The organism is Mycobacterium sp. 852002-51163_SCH5372311 (genome assembly GCF_001667115.1).
GTDB lineage: Bacteria > Actinomycetota > Actinomycetes > Mycobacteriales > Mycobacteriaceae > Mycobacterium.
This window is the reverse complement of the sequence record NZ_LZIJ01000027.1, coordinates 25,961-41,711: the sequence shown is the minus strand read 5'-3', so window position 1 is coordinate 41,711 and position 15,751 is coordinate 25,961. Positions and strand designations below refer to the sequence as shown.

Genomic DNA, 15,751 nt, shown 5'->3' with positions numbered 1-15,751 from the left:
TGAGTGCAGGCTCGACGGGCTCAGGACGTCGAAGGGTGCTAGCCGTCGACGGACCGATCGGGCGGCGGTAGCGGCCCTTGCAACGCGGTCTGCGCCGGGTCGGCGAACGGATCGCTTTCCTGCTGCACGATCGGCAGGGGACCGGTGATCGGGTCGTCATCGGGATCGCCGACGTTCTCCGTGCGGAACATGAAGAAGAACACCACCCAGCCGACGGCGGCGATCAGCAACCAACTGATCAGCCGGTACAGCAGCATCGCCGAGATGGCGCTGGGCAGCGCCATTCCGCTCGACACCAAGCCGGGCACCAGCACTGCCTCCACCACCAGCAGGCCGCCAGGCATCAGCGGTATGGTGCCCACCGCGCGGGCGGCGGCATACGCCACCGTCAACCCGGCGACCGACGCGTGGTCACCGGCCGCGTAGGCGGCGAAGGCCAGGCAGGCGACATCGGCGACCCAGTTGAACAGCGACCAGCTGAACGCCACCGCCAAGTCGCGCCGGCCCAGGCTGACCGACTCCAGCTGCATGAGCGTCTCGCGCCACTTCTCCAGGCCGGTGTCGGCCGGTTTGCCGCGAACCGAGTTGGCCCACGCCAACACCCGGCTGCCGATCCCGTCGATCAGCTCCGGCCGCGACGCCACCGCCTGGGCCAGCAGCAACAGTGCGACGAAACCGCCCAGTGTGAACAGCAACGAGAACGGGTTGTTCCTCGCGCCCAGGAAGAAGGCGCCGCCGAGTCCGAGCAGCGCCAATCCCACCGCCTGGAGCACTCCGGACATCACCAGCTGCCAGGACGCCACCACGGTCGACGCACCCCAAATGCGTTGCTGGCGAAAGAGAAACGTTGCCGAGAGGACGGGCCCGCCCGGCAGCGTGGTACTCAGCGAGTTGGCGGCGTAGAAGGCGGCTTCGGACCGCCATTGCTTGACGTGCACGCCCGCGGATCTCAGCAGGGTGCGTTGTATCTGCGCAAAGCTGTGCATGGACGCGGCCGCGGCCACCACCGCAGCGATCAGCCACCACCAGTTCGCTTCATACAAGCTCATCCAGGCCTTGGCCAATTGGTCCCAGCCCAGAGCCACCTCGACGGCGAGCACGATCGCGACGATGCCCAGGACCACCCAACGCACCCACCAGTATTTGCTGCGCGGTGCGTCGGCGTGCTGGGGCCGCAGGCTGCGGGCCGGGGCGTCGTGGGACACGTGAATTAGGGTAACCGCGCTGGTGGCGGCATGATCGGGGTCCACTTCCGACCGTGTCGTGGTCGTGACCGGATCGTGCTGGCCAAGAAGGCCTCGGCGCGGCTGGCACGACAGCTAGGCTTGCCCGATGTCGACACATCTCGACGACGCCTCGGTAGAACCCGTCGTCCGCAAGGCCGCGGCCTGGGCCTGGCGTCTGCTGGTCATCGTGGCCGCAGTGATCGTCCTGTTGTGGGTTGTGGCAAAGCTGGAAATCATCGTCGTCCCGGTGTTGCTGGCGTTGATGATGAGTGCCTTGCTGGTTCCGGCAGTCGACTGGATGGACCGCAAAGGGCTGCCGCGCGGCGCCGCGGTAGCGCTGGTTTTGCTGGCGGGATTTGCGGTCCTGGGCGGCATCCTGACGTTCGTCGTCAGCCAGTTCATCGTCGGTCTGCCCGACCTGACCGAACAGATCAGCCGCAGCATCGACTCGACGCGCAAATGGCTGATCGAAGGTCCGCTTCATCTGAAGGTCGAGCAGATCGACAATGCGGGCAACGCCGCCATCCAGGCGCTGCACAACAACCAGGCGAAGCTGACCAGCGGCGCTCTGTCCACCGCCGCCACCATCACCGAGCTGGTCACCGCGGCCGTGCTGGTCCTGTTCACACTGATCTTCTTCCTGTACGGCGGACGAAACATCTGGCAGTACGTCGCAAAGATCATTCCGGCCGACGTCCGCGACCGCGTACACGAGGCGGGCCGGGCCGGATATGGCGCGCTGACGGGATATGTGCGGGCCACGTTCTTCGTCGCCCTGACCGATGCCGCCGGCGTCGGCGCCGGACTGGCGATCATGGGCGTGCCGCTTGCCCTGCCGCTGTCCTCGCTCGTGTTTCTCGGTGCCTTCATCCCGCTGATCGGGGCCTTGGTCTCGGGCTTGCTGGCCGTGGTGGTCGCGCTGCTCGCCAAGGGAGTCGTCTATGCGTTGCTGACGCTCGGTCTGCTCATCTTGGTGAACCAGCTAGAAGCCCATGTCCTGCAGCCGCTGGTGATGGGTCGCGCGGTCTCCATTCATCCATTGGCCGTGGTGTTGGCCATTTCCACCGGAGGTGTGCTTGCGGGGATCGTCGGCGCTCTGCTGGCTGTTCCGACGGTGGCATTCCTCAATAATGCGATGCAGGTGCTGATGGCCAAGGATCCAGAAGCCGAGGTGGAAAAGCAGACCGAAGATGAAGAGGTGTCTGCGATCGTCCAGGCTAAGCCGGATCACCCTGAGGACACTCAAAAGGACGACGCCGAGAACGACGCCAAAGACGCCAAAGAAGAGGCCGAGACCAGCGCCGAGTGAGTCGGCCGCCGCGACTGGAAGCGCTTACAACCGTCCCTCGCGCCGCAGCAATTCCTGCGCTGACACGCCACCGCCGACCCGGCGACGCGGGCGCGCCTTGTCGCCCTCGCCCCGGGCGTTCAGCTTCTCGGTGGCGGCCTCGGAGTCGTCGGTTTCTGACCGCATGACCGGCAGGGCGGCGGTGGGCTCGGCCGGGTCGCCGTTGCTGTCGCCCGAGGGGCTGGGCGGCACCGGTATGCGCTGAGTTCGATCCGCGGACGGCGTTGGAGACCCAGGGCGCGACGAGCCCGGCGACGGCGCGCTCGCCTGGGGCGCCGTCGGCATCCGTCCCGTCGCGGCGCCGGAGGGCACCTCCGTGGCAGTCGACGCCGGCGACTCCTGGGCAGTTCGGGGCTCGGACCGGACCGGGGCCGCGCGCGTCGGTCGCGGTGGTTCCGGCGCACTGGGGTGAGTGGGGTCGTGGTGCGGCCGCTGCACCTGCGCAGCGACGGCGGATGCGGTGACCGGAGGTCGCACGGCGCGGCCGTCCAGGGTGGGTCGCTTGTGCTCGTCGGGCAGGTCGATCTCGCCCAGGCCGATGCGGTTCTGCAGGCGCCTGGCCCAGCGCGGAGCCCACCAGCAGTCGTCGCCGAGCAACTTCATCACCGAGGGCACCAGGAACATCCGGACCACGGTCGCGTCCAGCAGCAAGGCCGCCATCAGGCCGAAGGCCAGATATTTCATCAGCACCAGTTCGGAGAACACGAACGACCCGGCGACCACGGCAAGCACCAGCGCCGCGGCCGTGATGAGGCGCCCGGTGGTCGCGGTGCCGATCCGGATGGCCTCGGCGGTGGAATAACCGCGTTCGCGGGCCTCGACCATCCGGGACACCAGGAATACCTCGTAGTCGGTGGCCAAGCCGAAACCCACCGCGACCACCAGCGCGATCAGCACCACCATCAACGGTGTCGGCGTGAAATTCAGCAACGTGGCAAAGTGCCCGTCGACGAAGATCCAGGTGAGGATGCCCATCGTGGACCCCAGCGTCAGCGCGCTCATCACCGCCGCCTTGATCGGCAACACCACCGAGCCGAACGCCAGGAACATCAACAGCAGGGTGGCGGTGAGCAGGATCACCAGCATCAACGGCGCCTTGTCGAACAGGCTGTGAATCGAATCCTGTTCGAGCGCGGGGGTACCGCCGACCAGGACGGACACGCCCTTGGGCGGCGTGATCGCCCGCAGCTCGTCGATCTTCTTGGCGGCCTCGTTCCGGTTGACCAGGCCGTTCTGGATCACCCGAACCGTCTTGTCCTCCGGATGACTGGTGCCGTTGGGTCCCGCGGCGCACGGGTTGCCGGCGACGACCGGGCACGGTCGTTCGTCCCACTGTTGATTGGTGAACCCGGTGATACCCGCGACCTTGCTGCGGACGTCGGCAACCTGCTGGTCGGTGACCGGGCTGTGGTTGTTGCTCTGCATCACCACGGTCAGCTGCTCGGTGCGGTAACCGGGGAACAGCTTGTCAAAGTGCTCCTGCGAGAGGCGCACCGCATTGTTCGGCGGAAGATACTTCTCACTCATGCCGCCGAAATGAAGGTTCCCCAGCGGGATGACTAGCAGAATCATGCCGACCGCGATCGGGATGGCGAATGCCAGCGGCCGCTTCATCACGAAGTTGACCAGTTTGCCCCAGAAGCCCGCCTCGACCTCTTCGCGGGTCTTTGTCTTCTGCAGCCGGTCGGCGAGCCAGTTGAGGTAGGCCCGGGATACCTTCCAGTTCCGCAGGAAGGGCACCCGGAACGCCGTCCGCACGCCGAGCGCGTCGACGTGGCGACCGAGAATTCCGAGGGACGCGGGCAGCAGCGTGATGGACAGCAGCGCCGCAAGTCCGACCGCCGCGAATATCGCGTACGTCAGCGAATGCACGAAGCCCTGCGGCAACACCAGCAGGCTGGCACTCGAGGCGATGATCAGGACCGCCGAGAACACCACGGTGCGCCCGGCCGTCATCACCGTCCGGCGTACCGCGGCCTCGGTGTCGTACCCTTCCGCGATCTCTTCCCGGAACCGGCTCACGATGAACAACCCGTAGTCGATCGCGATACCCAGACCGATCAGTGAGACGACGGGCTGGGCGAAAAAGTGCACCGGACCGAAGAGCGAGATGAGCCGGAGGATGCCCAACGCACCCGCAATGCTCAATCCGCCCACGATGACCGGCAGGCCCGCCGCGACCGCGCCGCCGAACACCAGGAACAGCACCACGGTCACCAACGGCAGCGCCAGCACTTCCATGCGGCGTTGGTCCGTGGCGATGGTGCCGGTCAATGCATTGGCTATCGGCTCGAGGCCGGCGAGCTCGACCGTGCCGCCGTCGAGCTTTTGCAGGGCAGGCTCGACGGACTTGTAGTTGTTGAGGATGGTGTCGTCGTCATTGCCCTTCAACGGGATGCTGACGAAGGTGTGCTTCTTGTCCTCGGTCGCCATTCCCTTGATCAGCGGGGGCGCATCGGCGGGGTTGGACAGCGCCAGGTAGCCGGCCCATCCGAGAACCTCGTTGGAGTGGTCGTTCTTGAGCTTGTTGAGTTCGTCGATGATCTTCTTCCGCCATGCCGGGTCGTCGACGGTCTTTCCATCCGGGGCGGTGAAGGTGGCGACGATATGGCTGGTGCGGTCTCGGCCGTAGGTCTGGTCGCCCAGGACCGAGGCCTTCACGGATTGACTGCCCTCGTCGTAGAAGCCGCTCTGTGTGACGTGCTTGCCCAGGCTCATGCCGAAGATGCCGCCGCCAAGGCACAGAACGACCATGACCCCGATTACGATGAACCGGTAGCGGTACACAGTTCGACCCCACCAGGCGAACACGTGAACTCCTTACTGGATCCTTAGCGACCCGCGGCTTGCCTTCAGGCTTTTTCGGTTTTCCACCACACGTCGGTTCTCACACACGCGAGGTCAGCAGCGAAGCAAGCGGCCGGAACGGCTGCAGCCAAGCGCCCTGGTCAGGCAGCGAATCCAGGCCGATTCGCGGCAACGGCTCCCGGAAAACACCTGCGATATCTTCCAGGTCGACGAACTCCAAGGTATCCGACGCTAACGCCCAACTGGCGTGTTCACGAAATCCGATCACCTGCACCGCGACGCCGGAGCGTGCGATCTCTTCCAGCGGCTGTCGGAATGCCTGACCGTCGGCGGACGCCACGACCAGCGCCGCAAGGCCCTCGCGGTGCCGCTGGGCGATGTGTTGCAGCATGTCCCGGTCGACGTCGCTGTCCTCGTCGATCTTCGGTTTGGCAAAGACCGCAAAGCCCACGTTGCGCAACGCATCCACCCATGGCCGGACGACTTCGGCGCTGCCCGGCGCGATGTTGGTGAAGACGGTGGCCTCGGGCTCAATGGCTTCGCCAGGGCGGCCCGCAGCGACCTCGGCGGTACGGGCCAGCAGCCAGCGCCCCAGCGCGTCGAAACGCGGACGCTCGACGCCGGTCGGACGCCGGCCCAGGATGGAGCCCAGCCCCATGTCCAGGTTGGGAGCGTCCCATACCAGCAGCACCCGACCGATCGGTGCGGCGTAACCGGTCAGGTCGTTATCGCGCGATGTCGGGGAGGCGAGCACCTCTGGCGGCTCCGGCGCTGCCGGTGCGGCTGCTTCTTCTGTCACGCTCATGGTCATCTAGTTCTCGGGCTTCTTCCAGATCAACTCGACGACGGCACTGCCGGCATCCTGGGCCTTCGTCTCATATTTGGTGGTGGGGCGAACGACGGAGATCGGCAGCTGGGTGTCCGGCTGCCCGGGATCGACGCGGCGCAGCCGGGGTTCGGCGTCGCCGGCCTCGGCGATCTGCTCGGCGTAGCCGGCGTGGTCCGTCGCGACGTGCAGGACACCACCGGGGCGCAGCCGATCGGTGATCAGACCGATCGTCGCCGGCTGAAGCAACCGGCGTTTGTGATGGCGCGCCTTCGGCCACGGATCGGGAAAGAACACCCGAACGCCACTCAGCGCAGCGGGCGTCATCAGCCGCTGCAGAACGTATACCGCTTCGCCGCGGATCAACCGGATATTGGTTGCCTGCTCGCGGTCGATCGCGCCCAACAATTGCGCCAGCCCCCGCCGGTAGACCTCCACCGCGATGACGTCGATGTCCGGTTCTTCACGCGCCATGGCCAGCGTCGAAGTACCGTTCCCGCAGCCGATTTCGAGCACGAGCGGCGCGTCACGGCCAAACCAGGCGCGGGTGTCCAACGGGCCGGTGTCCGGGTGCGGGCCCGCACCCACCGACATGCCCAGCCGGGGCCACAGCCGCTCCCACGTCTCGCGCTGTGCAGAGGACAGCGCGGCGCGCCGTGCGCGGAAGGCGGTGACCGGTCCGCCGGGCAGGACTTCCCCGGATGAGACATAACGCCCGGCGACTCCTTGATCGGAGGCCCCCACGCCGGGTCGCGTATGCATTTGTCCATCGTGGCCCATGAACGGGCGATGTAGCCGCACCTGGTCCAGATTGATACCCAACAGTTGCCTACAGCTGGTAACAGATTGGCGGTCGACTCGCATCTGCGGGCAGCAAGTGCCAGGATGCGCTTGCGAAAGCGAGCCGGGTCGGGTCGGATCGAGCAGACGGGACGCAACGGACAGGGGGCAACAGATTTTCGTCGATGAGCTGGCGCGATTTGCTGCCGGCGTCGCTGACGCGCGGGTGACGACGATCGCCGAGACTGTCGCCGCGCCGTTGCGGGTGGAGGTTTGCGGTCGTCGGGGAGTGGGCTGCAGCACCGTCGCGCGTGCCTTGGACCGCGCCGATGGCATCCGCGCCGCCGAAGTGCGGAGCCGATTCCACCCCGACGCCGACGTCGTGGTGTACGTGATCGCGGAAGTGGTCAAACCGGAGGACTCCGAGGCCGTCGGAGCTATCTCCGCCCGGCTCCCGGTGTTGGTGGTGCTGAACAAGGCCGATTTGGCCGGCTTCGCCGGCGAGGGGCCGATTGCCGCGGCGCGCGCCCGGTGCGCCGAGTTTGCGGGCCTGCTTGGGGTACCGGTGCAGCCGATGATCGGATTGCTGGCCGCCCTTGATGACCTGGACGACGCGTGGGGCGACGTGCGCGAGCTGGTCGCCTTGCTGGCCGCGGCAAATCCGGTGCCGGTCGAGCGCCGGCGGCGACTGCTGAACTCCCTGGACCTGTTCGGCACTGCGCTTGCGGTCGCCGCGGTCGGTAAGGGTTACTCGGCGGCTCAGCTGCGGGCCCTGCTGCGCCAGGCGAGCTGCGTCGACGCCGTCGTCGCCAAAATCCATGCCCTCTGCGCCGAGCTGCGCTACCGGCGGGTGCTCGACGCCGTCGCGGCTTTGGAGGCTCTGGCCGTCTGCGAGTCGTGCTCCGGGGACCGATTGGCTGAGCGGATCACTCGGTTCCTGGCCCACGACGACACGGTGGTGGCCAGGATGGCCGACGCCACTGACCTGGTGCACGCTGCCGGATTGCCCGACGGCCCACGATCCGGCCTGGTCGCAGACGGCCCGGATGAGCACCTTTCGCGGGCAGTGCGGTGGCAGCGGTACAGCGTCGACAGTTCTGTCGGCGACGTGCAGCGCGTCTGCGCCGCGGATATCGCCAGGGGATCCCTTCGGTTGTGGTCGCGCGCCGGCGTGCTTGGGGCGTCGCGGTGACCGAGGCGGCTCACGACGATCCGGCCGGCCAGGTGGACGCGCTGGTGGCGGCGATCGGCCCCCGGTTGGATGCGCCCGCCATCAACCGCCGCGACGTGGTGCTGGTGACCGGCCCGTGGATGGCTGGGGTGAGTGGTGTCGCCGCCGCGCTGCGGGAACGGTTGCCGCGGCACAAGTTCGTCGAGTCGACGGACCTGGGTCCCGGTGACGCTCCGATCGCGGTGGTGTTCGTGGTTTCCGCGGCTGCCGAGCTGACGGAATCCGATTGTGCGCTGCTGGACGCCGCTGCCGAGTACACCGACGTGGTGATCGGGGTGGTCTCCAAGATCGACGTCCACCGCACCTGGCGCGACGTGTTGAACGCCGACCGCGACAAGCTTGCCGCGCACGCGCCGCGCTATGCCCGGGTGCCCTGGGCCGGGGTGGCCGCGTTGCCCGATGTCGGTGCGCCTCGTGTGGACGAGCTGGTCGGCGCGGTTGAACGGCAGCTCGCGGAATCGGACGTCGCGCGCCGAAACAGGTTGCGGGCGTGGGAATCCCGGTTGCAGACGGTGGCGAAGCGCTTCGACCGGGATGCCGAGGGTGCCGGGCGGCAGGCCAGGGTTGACGCGCTGCGCGAGCAACGCAGCTCCGCCCTGCGGCAGCGGCGTCAGTCGAAAACTGAACACATCATCATGCTGCGCGGCCAGATCCAGCAGGCCCGGGTCCAGTTGTCCCACTTTGCCCGCAACCGGTGTTCCTCGGTACGGGGGGAGCTGCAGGAGGACGCGGCCGGTCTGTCCCGGCGCAACATGCCCGCCTTCGAGACGTATGCCCGCGGCCGGATCAACGACGTCGTCGCCGAGGTCAGCGACGGCACCGCCGCGCACCTCGCCGACGTCGCGCAGGTGATGCGGGTGCCGGTGGAGCTGCCGCCGCAGGAGAAGCTGCCCGACGTCGAGGTTCCGGCCCCACCGCTGAAGTCGCGGCGTCAGGAAACGTGGCTGATGGTGCTGCTGGGCGTCGGCTTCGGCCTCGGAGTGGCGCTGACGCTCAATCGCTTGCTGGCCAGCGTGGCGCCCAGGCTCTCCCCCTGGCTGGCGCCTGCCGGGTTCGCGCTGTGTGTGGCAATCGGCCTGCTGGCCACCCTCCTGGTGGTGAACATCCGCGGCCTGCTGCGCGACCGCGCCGTACTGGACCGCTGGGCCGGCGAGGCGACGGAGTCGCTGCGGTCGGTGGTGGAGGAGCTGGTTGCCACGCGGGTGCTGATCGCCGAGACGTTGCTGAACACCGCGCTGAGTGCGCGCGATGAGGCCGAGAATGCGCAGGTGGCCGATCAGGTCAGCGCCATAGACACCGAGCTGCGCGAATACGCCATCGCTGCCGCCCGGGCCGCCGCGGTGCGTGACCGGGAGATGCCCACGGTGCAAGCGGCGCTCGACGCGGTACGTGCAGAACTCGGCGAAGCGGGTATATCCAAATCCAAGGGTCCCGCTGAGATGGCTGATTAGCTGGGCCTCGGATAGGGCAAAAGGCACGGATTTGCGGACGATTGCGGACGACCATGACGCTTCTGAATCGTTGTTGTGAGAAGGCTTATACCCGCCTGTGCCTGTCTCGACAAGTCGCTCGCGATAACCTGTATGTAAAGCTTCACCGTGTGAACCAGTTGTGTGGGCGATCGCTACGCACCGCTGATTGCCCCGCAGTCCCCCGAAGGACCCAGAAGAATTCAGGAGAGTTCGATGACCTCAGCGACCATCCCCGGGCTTGATACCGCGCCTACTAAACACCAGGGGCTGCTGTCCTGGGTAGAAGAGGTTGCCGAGTTGACGCAGCCCGACCGGGTGGTCTTTGCCGACGGCTCCGACGAGGAGTTCCAGCGGCTCGCCAATCACTTGGTTGAGGTGGGCACGTTCAAGAAGCTGAACGAGAAGAAGCACCCGAACTCTTACCTGGCGTTGTCCGACCCGTCCGACGTGGCTCGCGTGGAGTCCCGGACGTTCATCTGTTCCGAGCGCGAGATCGACGCCGGCCCGACCAACAACTGGATGGACCCGGCCGAGATGCGGGCCACCATGACCGAGTTGTACCGCGGCTGCATGCGCGGACGCACGATGTGGGTGGTGCCGTTCTGCATGGGCCCGCTCGGTGCCGACGACCCCAAGCTCGGCGTCGAGATCACCGACTCGGAATACGTCGTCGTCTCCATGCGCACCATGACCCGGATGGGCAAGGCCGCCCTGGACAAGATCGGCGACGACGGGTTCTTCGTCAAGGCGTTGCACTCCGTCGGCGCCCCGCTGGAGCCGGGCCAGGAAGACGTGCCCTGGCCCTGCAACGAGACGAAGTACATCACCCACTTCCCGGAGACCCGCGAGATCTGGAGCTACGGCTCCGGCTACGGCGGCAACGCGCTGCTGGGCAAGAAGTGCTACTCGTTGCGCATCGCCTCGGCGATGGCGCACGACGAGGGCTGGCTCGCCGAGCACATGCTGATCCTCAAGCTGATCTCCCCGGAGAACAAGGCGTACTACTTTGCGGCCGCGTTCCCGTCGGCATGCGGCAAGACCAACCTCGCGATGCTGCAGCCGACCATCCCCGGCTGGCGCGCCGAGACCCTGGGCGACGACATCGCCTGGATGCGGTTCGGCAAGGACGGCCGGCTCTACGCGGTCAACCCGGAGTTCGGCTTCTTCGGGGTCGCACCCGGCACCAACTGGAAATCCAACCCCAACGCCATGCGCACCATCGCGGGCGGCAACACGGTGTTCACCAACGTCGCGCTCACCGACGACAACGACGTGTGGTGGGAAGGCCTGGAGGGGGAGCCGGATCACCTGATCGACTGGAAGGGTAACGACTGGGTCATCCGCGAGACGGAAACCAAAGCCGCGCACCCGAATTCGCGATACTGCACGCCGATGTCGCAGTGCCCCATCCTGGCGCCGGAGTGGGACGACCCGCAGGGCGTCCCGATCTCGGGCATTCTTTTCGGCGCTCGCCGCAAGACGACGGTGCCGCTGGTGACCGAGGCGCGCGACTGGCAGCACGGCGTGTTCATGGGCGCCACCATGGGCAGCGAGCAGACCGCGGCCGCCGAGGGCAAAGTCGGGACCGTGCGCCGTGACCCGATGGCCATGTTGCCGTTCCTCGGCTACCACGTCGGCGACTACTTCCAGCACTGGCTGGATCTGGGCAAGAACTCCGACGAGTCCAAATTGCCGAAGGTGTTCTTCGTCAACTGGTTCCGCCGCGGCGAGGACGGCAAGTTTCTGTGGCCCGGCTTCGGCGAGAACAGCCGGGTGCTCAAGTGGATCGTTGACCGCATCGAGCACCGGGCCGGTGGACAGGACACGCCGATCGGCGTCGTTCCCGCCGTCGAGGACCTGGACCTGGACGGGCTCGACGTCGAACCCGACGACGTTGCCAAAGCACTGGCGGTCAACCCCGACGAGTGGCGCAAGGAACTGCCGCTGATCGAGGAGTGGTTCGAGTTCGTCGGCGAGAAGCTGCCAACCGGCGTCAAGGACGAGTTCGACGCGCTCAAGCAGCGATTGGCCGAGGCCGACTAGGGCCGGTTAGCGCTCGCTCGCCGTCAATGGCCTCGGGTGTGAAACCTGGGCGTTGGCGGTGAGGCCTGGGCGGAAATTTGGCGCAAATTCCCGCCCTACATTGACACCGAAAGCCGTCAGTTCACACTGGATGCCGTCAGCGCAGGCCGCCGGCCCGGAGTGACTTCGGCAGGTACACCGCTCCCGGTCCGGCGGCGGCTGCCCAGTCGGCCGGATTGGAGATCGCGCACCGCTTCAACGACAGGCAGCCACAGCCGATACACGAATCCAAGTTGTCGCGAAGAGCCATCAACCCGGCGATCTGATCGTCCAGGCGTGCGCGCCAGTCTTTGGACAATCGACTCCAGTCGGCGCGCGTCGGGTTGCGCCCGTCGGGCAGTTTGGCCAGCGCCGCAGCCACCTCGTCCAGGCTCAACCCGACGTTACGGGCGGCCCGGATAAACGCCAGCCGCCGCAACATCTGGCGTTCGAACCGGCGCTGACCGCCGGATGTCCGGGTCGCGCTGATCAGACCCTGGCTCTCGTAGAACCGGATAGCCGACGGCGCGAACCCGCTGCGATTCGCTATCTCGCTCACGGTGAACATGTCGCGCTTGTCCATTTCGCCCCCCCTGGCACTTGACTTAAAGTTAACTTTAACTACCAGTATGGCCGTATGACGCAATCCACGACCAATTCTGTTGCTATCGTCACCGGCGCTTCACGCGGGTTCGGCCGAGCGGTGACCGCTGCTCTGCTCGACCTCGGCTGGACCGTCGTCGGCGATGCCCGCCGCGCCGACGAGCTGGAAACGACTGCCAGAGAACTGAATTCAGCACGTCTGATCGCCCTACCCGGCGATGTCACCGACCCGCCGCATCGTGCCGCACTGGTCACCGCGGCAACCGGCGCGGGCCAGCTTCGCCTCTTGGTGAACAACGCGAGCCGGCTGGGACCAAGCCCACAACCGCTTCTCGCCGACTACCCGGAAACAGAGCTATGGGCCGTCTACCAGACCAACCTGTTCGCGCCTCTTGCCCTGATCCAGGCGACCCTGCCGGCGCTCATCGAGAACGCCGGGACCATCGTCAACCTGACGTCCGATGCGGCCGTCGAGCCGTATCCGGGTTGGGGCGGCTACGGCTCGTCAAAGTCCGCGCTCGACCAGCTGTCAGCCGTCCTGGCGGCCGAGGCTCCCGCTCTGGCCGTTTACGCATTCGACCCCGGCGACATGCGCACCGAGATGCATCAGGCCGCGTTCCCCGGCGAGGACATCTCCGATCGAGCCGAGCCGGAGTCGGTTGTGCCGGCGTTGCTGCGATTGCTCGACAGGCGACCGGCGTCCGGTCGTTACCGGGCAGCGGAGCTGATGGCCGGAGCCGGCCGATGACTGCCGTGACCCTGGCGAGGCCGCATACCCACTTCGTCCGGCCGACGGCGTCGGACGCCAGCGAACCGCCCGAAGCCCGCGGCGTCGCCCGCGACGGGGTGAAGCTGCTGGTCGGCCGGCCGGGCGGGGTCAGCCACGCGCGTTTCGCCGATCTTGGCGACTACTTGCACCCGGGCGACCTGTTGGTGGTGAACAACTCCGCCACCCTGCCCGCCGCGGTCGACGGACGCCGCGGCGACGAGCCGGTCGCCGTTCACTTCTCCACCGAGCGCGCCGAAAAGCTGTGGGTGGTGGAACTGAGGCCGGCCGGGAATGCCACGGGACACCTGAGCGACGTCCGCCCGGGTGAACGCATCGAGATGCCGGGCGGTGGCGCGATCGTGACCACTTCGTCCTACCCGGAAACCGGAGTCGACGGCGGGCGGTTGTGGACGGCGCGGGCGGTGCTCGAGGGTGACGCGGTGTCGTACCTGACCCGCTACGGCCGGCCGATCCGCTACTCGTACGTGCCGCGACAATGGCCGCTGCGCTACTACCAGACGGTGTTCGCCCAGCACCCTGGCAGTGCTGAAATGGCCAGCGCAGCAAGGCCGTTCAGCACCGAGTTGGTTACCAGTTTGGTGGCCCGGGGCATTGCGATCGCGCCCATCACGTTGCACGCGGGGGTCTCCTCGGCGGAGGCGGGCGAGCCACCGGCCCCGGAGCTGTTCCAGGTACCGGCCGCCACCGCGCGGCTGGCGAACCTCACGCATGCCACCGGCGGACGGGTGATCGCGGTCGGAACTACGGTGACCCGGGCTCTCGAGTCGGCCGCCAACCCCGACGGCGACGTACATCAGGCCGTCGGCTGGACGGATCTGGTGCTCGGCGCCGACCGCCCGAGCCGTGTGGTCGACGGGCTCATCACCGGCTGGCATGACGCCGGCGCCTCGCATCTGCTGCTGCTCGAGGCCGTGGCGGGCCCGGACCTGGTCGCCCAGGCGTACCGGGAGGCCGTGGAAAACGGCTATCTCTGGCATGAATTCGGCGACAGCGCCCTGCTGCTCCCGGAGAGGTAGTGCGAGCCCCGCCGTGCACGGCACGGCTGGAGCTTTTTGCGTCTGTTCGGCAGCGTCGTACAGTCGGCGCATGCAAATCCGTCAGCATGTCGGCACCGGTAAAGCGGCGGTCATCCTGCACCCGTCCGGCACGGTGGTCACGTTCGACGAGCTGGAGGCTCGCGCGAATCGGCTGGCGCACTATTTCCGGCGCGCCGGCCTCCGCGAAGGCGACGCGGTGGCGATCCTGATGGAGAACAACGAGCACATCCACGCCGTGATGTGGGCCGCTCGCCGCAGCGGCCTGTACTACGTGCCGATCAACACCCACCTGACCGCGCCCGAGGCGGCCTACATCGTGGACAACAGCGGCGCCAAGGCGATCATCGGCTCGGCCGTGCTGCGCAAGACTTGCGAAAACCTGGCGGAGCACCTTACGGGCGGACTGCCCGATCTGCTGCTCATCGCCGACGACGACTTGGCGGGCTGGGAGCGCTACCCGGAATGTGTTGCGAACCAACCAGATACACCGATAGACGACGAAATCGAGGGAGACCTGCTGCAGTACTCGTCAGGCACCACCGGCCGGCCTAAGGGGATCAAGCGCGAACTGCCGCACCTGCCGCCGGCTGAGGTACCCGGGATGATGTCGGCCTTGGTCGGGTTCTGGATGACGCCCGAGTCGATCTACCTGAGTCCAGCGCCGCTGTACCACACGGCACCGTCGGTGTGGTCGATGAGCGCGCAGGCCGGCGGCATAACGACAGTTGTATTGGAGAAATTCGACCCCGAAGGCTGCCTCGATGCGATACAGCGCTACCGGGTCACCCACGGCCAGTTCGTGCCGGCGATGTTCACCCGCATGCTGAAACTCCCTGAGGCAGTGCGTAACTCATATGACCTGTCCAGTCTGCAGCGGGTTATGCACGCCGCCGCGCCGTGTCCGGTCGAGATCAAGAAACAGATGATGGACTGGTGGGGCCCGATCGTCGACGAGTATTACGCGTCCTCGGAGGCAATCGGATCGACGTTGATCACTGCCGAGGAGTGGCTGGCGCATCCGGGATCGGTCGGCAAGCCGATGCTGTGCGAGATACACATTCTCGACGAGCAAGGCAACGAGTTGCCGCCTGGGCAGCCCGGCGAGATCTACTTCGACGGCGGATATGCGTTCGAATATCTCAACGACACAGCGCAAACCGCGGCGTCGAAGGACAAGCACGGCTGGGTGACGGTCGGCGACGTCGGCTATCTCGACGACGATGGGTATCTGTTCCTGACCGATCGGCGCCACCACATGATCATCTCCGGCGGGGTGAACATTTACCCGCAGGAAACCGAGAACCTTCTGGTTACCCACCCAAAGGTGTTGGACGCGGCGGTGTTCGGCGTTCCCGACGCCGAGATGGGGCAACGGGTCATGGCTGCGGTGCAAACGGTCGACCCAGCCGATGCCACCGATGAGTTCGCCGACGAACTGCTGAGCTGGCTGCGAGACCGCTTGGCGCACTTCAAGTGTCCGCGCTCGATCGCCTTCGAGGCGCAACTGCCGCGCACCGACATCGGGAAGCTCTACAAGAACGAGCTGGTCGAGAAATATTCGGCGTGACC

General features: G+C 66.8%; 12 protein-coding genes. 7 read left to right on the top strand and 5 right to left on the bottom strand.

Going from position 1 to position 15,751, the window contains the following annotated elements; all coding sequences use genetic code 11:
- Positions 1–38 precede the first annotated feature (38 nt).
- The gene (locus A5791_RS03875; RefSeq protein ID WP_067231511.1) at positions 39–1,205 is read right to left on the bottom strand and encodes a TIGR00374 family protein; all 1,167 of its coding nucleotides are present in this window, start codon (positions 1,203–1,205) and stop codon (positions 39–41) included.
- 127 nt (positions 1,206–1,332) lie between these two features.
- On the opposite strand from A5791_RS03875, the gene A5791_RS03870 reads away from it, so the two are divergent.
- Positions 1,333–2,535 (top strand): AI-2E family transporter, encoded by a 1,203-nt coding sequence (locus A5791_RS03870; RefSeq protein WP_067231370.1) that lies wholly within the window; start codon positions 1,333–1,335, stop codon positions 2,533–2,535.
- Positions 2,536–2,559: 24 nt separating this feature from the next.
- Here A5791_RS03870 and A5791_RS03865 read toward each other — a convergent pair whose 3' ends face one another.
- From A5791_RS03865 to trmB, 3 genes are all read right to left on the bottom strand, one after another.
- Positions 2,560–5,385: an MMPL family transporter gene (locus tag A5791_RS03865; protein ID WP_067231366.1), complete on the bottom strand. Its 2,826-nt coding sequence runs from the start codon at positions 5,383–5,385 to the stop codon at positions 2,560–2,562.
- Between the two features lie 76 nt (positions 5,386–5,461).
- Complete coding sequence (locus tag A5791_RS03860; protein WP_067231508.1) at positions 5,462–6,187, bottom strand: NYN domain-containing protein; 726 nt, start codon at positions 6,185–6,187, stop codon at positions 5,462–5,464.
- A gap of 6 nt (positions 6,188–6,193) precedes the next feature.
- A complete protein-coding gene (gene trmB, locus A5791_RS03855; protein ID WP_067231505.1) occupies positions 6,194–6,988 on the bottom strand; it encodes a tRNA (guanosine(46)-N7)-methyltransferase TrmB in 795 nt (264 codons plus the stop codon).
- 175 nt (positions 6,989–7,163) lie between these two features.
- Between trmB and A5791_RS03850 the strand changes: the two genes are divergently transcribed.
- The 3 genes from A5791_RS03850 to A5791_RS03840 all read left to right on the top strand — a co-directional run bounded on the left by A5791_RS03850 (position 7,164) and on the right by A5791_RS03840 (position 11,734).
- On the top strand, positions 7,164–8,180 hold the full coding sequence (locus A5791_RS03850) for a hypothetical protein (RefSeq protein ID WP_067231498.1): 1,017 nt from the start codon (positions 7,164–7,166) through the stop codon (positions 8,178–8,180).
- Entirely contained in the window at positions 8,177–9,670 is a 1,494-nt protein-coding gene (locus tag A5791_RS03845) for a hypothetical protein (RefSeq protein WP_067231502.1), read from the top strand. Before A5791_RS03850 ends, A5791_RS03845 begins: the two co-directional genes overlap by 4 nt.
- A 234-nt stretch (positions 9,671–9,904) precedes the next feature.
- Positions 9,905–11,734 carry a phosphoenolpyruvate carboxykinase (GTP) gene (locus tag A5791_RS03840; RefSeq protein ID WP_067231361.1) on the top strand — a complete coding sequence of 610 codons (1,830 nt, stop codon included), beginning with the start codon at positions 9,905–9,907 and terminating at the stop codon, positions 11,732–11,734.
- A 136-nt stretch (positions 11,735–11,870) separates the two neighbouring features.
- Here A5791_RS03840 and soxR read toward each other — a convergent pair whose 3' ends face one another.
- Positions 11,871–12,335, bottom strand: a complete 465-nt coding sequence (gene soxR, locus A5791_RS03835) for a redox-sensitive transcriptional activator SoxR (protein ID WP_067231358.1) — start codon at positions 12,333–12,335, stop codon at positions 11,871–11,873.
- A 54-nt stretch (positions 12,336–12,389) separates the two neighbouring features.
- On the opposite strand from soxR, the gene A5791_RS03830 reads away from it, so the two are divergent.
- The 3 genes from A5791_RS03830 to fadD4 all read left to right on the top strand — a co-directional run bounded on the left by A5791_RS03830 (position 12,390) and on the right by fadD4 (position 15,749).
- Positions 12,390–13,103 (top strand): SDR family oxidoreductase, encoded by a 714-nt coding sequence (locus A5791_RS03830; protein WP_067231355.1) that lies wholly within the window; start codon positions 12,390–12,392, stop codon positions 13,101–13,103.
- Complete coding sequence (locus A5791_RS03825; RefSeq protein WP_067231350.1) at positions 13,100–14,161, top strand: S-adenosylmethionine:tRNA ribosyltransferase-isomerase; 1,062 nt, start codon at positions 13,100–13,102, stop codon at positions 14,159–14,161. Before A5791_RS03830 ends, A5791_RS03825 begins: the two co-directional genes overlap by 4 nt.
- A gap of 70 nt (positions 14,162–14,231) precedes the next feature.
- The gene (fadD4, locus tag A5791_RS03820; protein WP_067231346.1) at positions 14,232–15,749 is read left to right on the top strand and encodes a fatty-acid--CoA ligase FadD4; all 1,518 of its coding nucleotides are present in this window, start codon (positions 14,232–14,234) and stop codon (positions 15,747–15,749) included.
- The last annotated feature ends 2 nt before the right edge of the window (positions 15,750–15,751 follow it).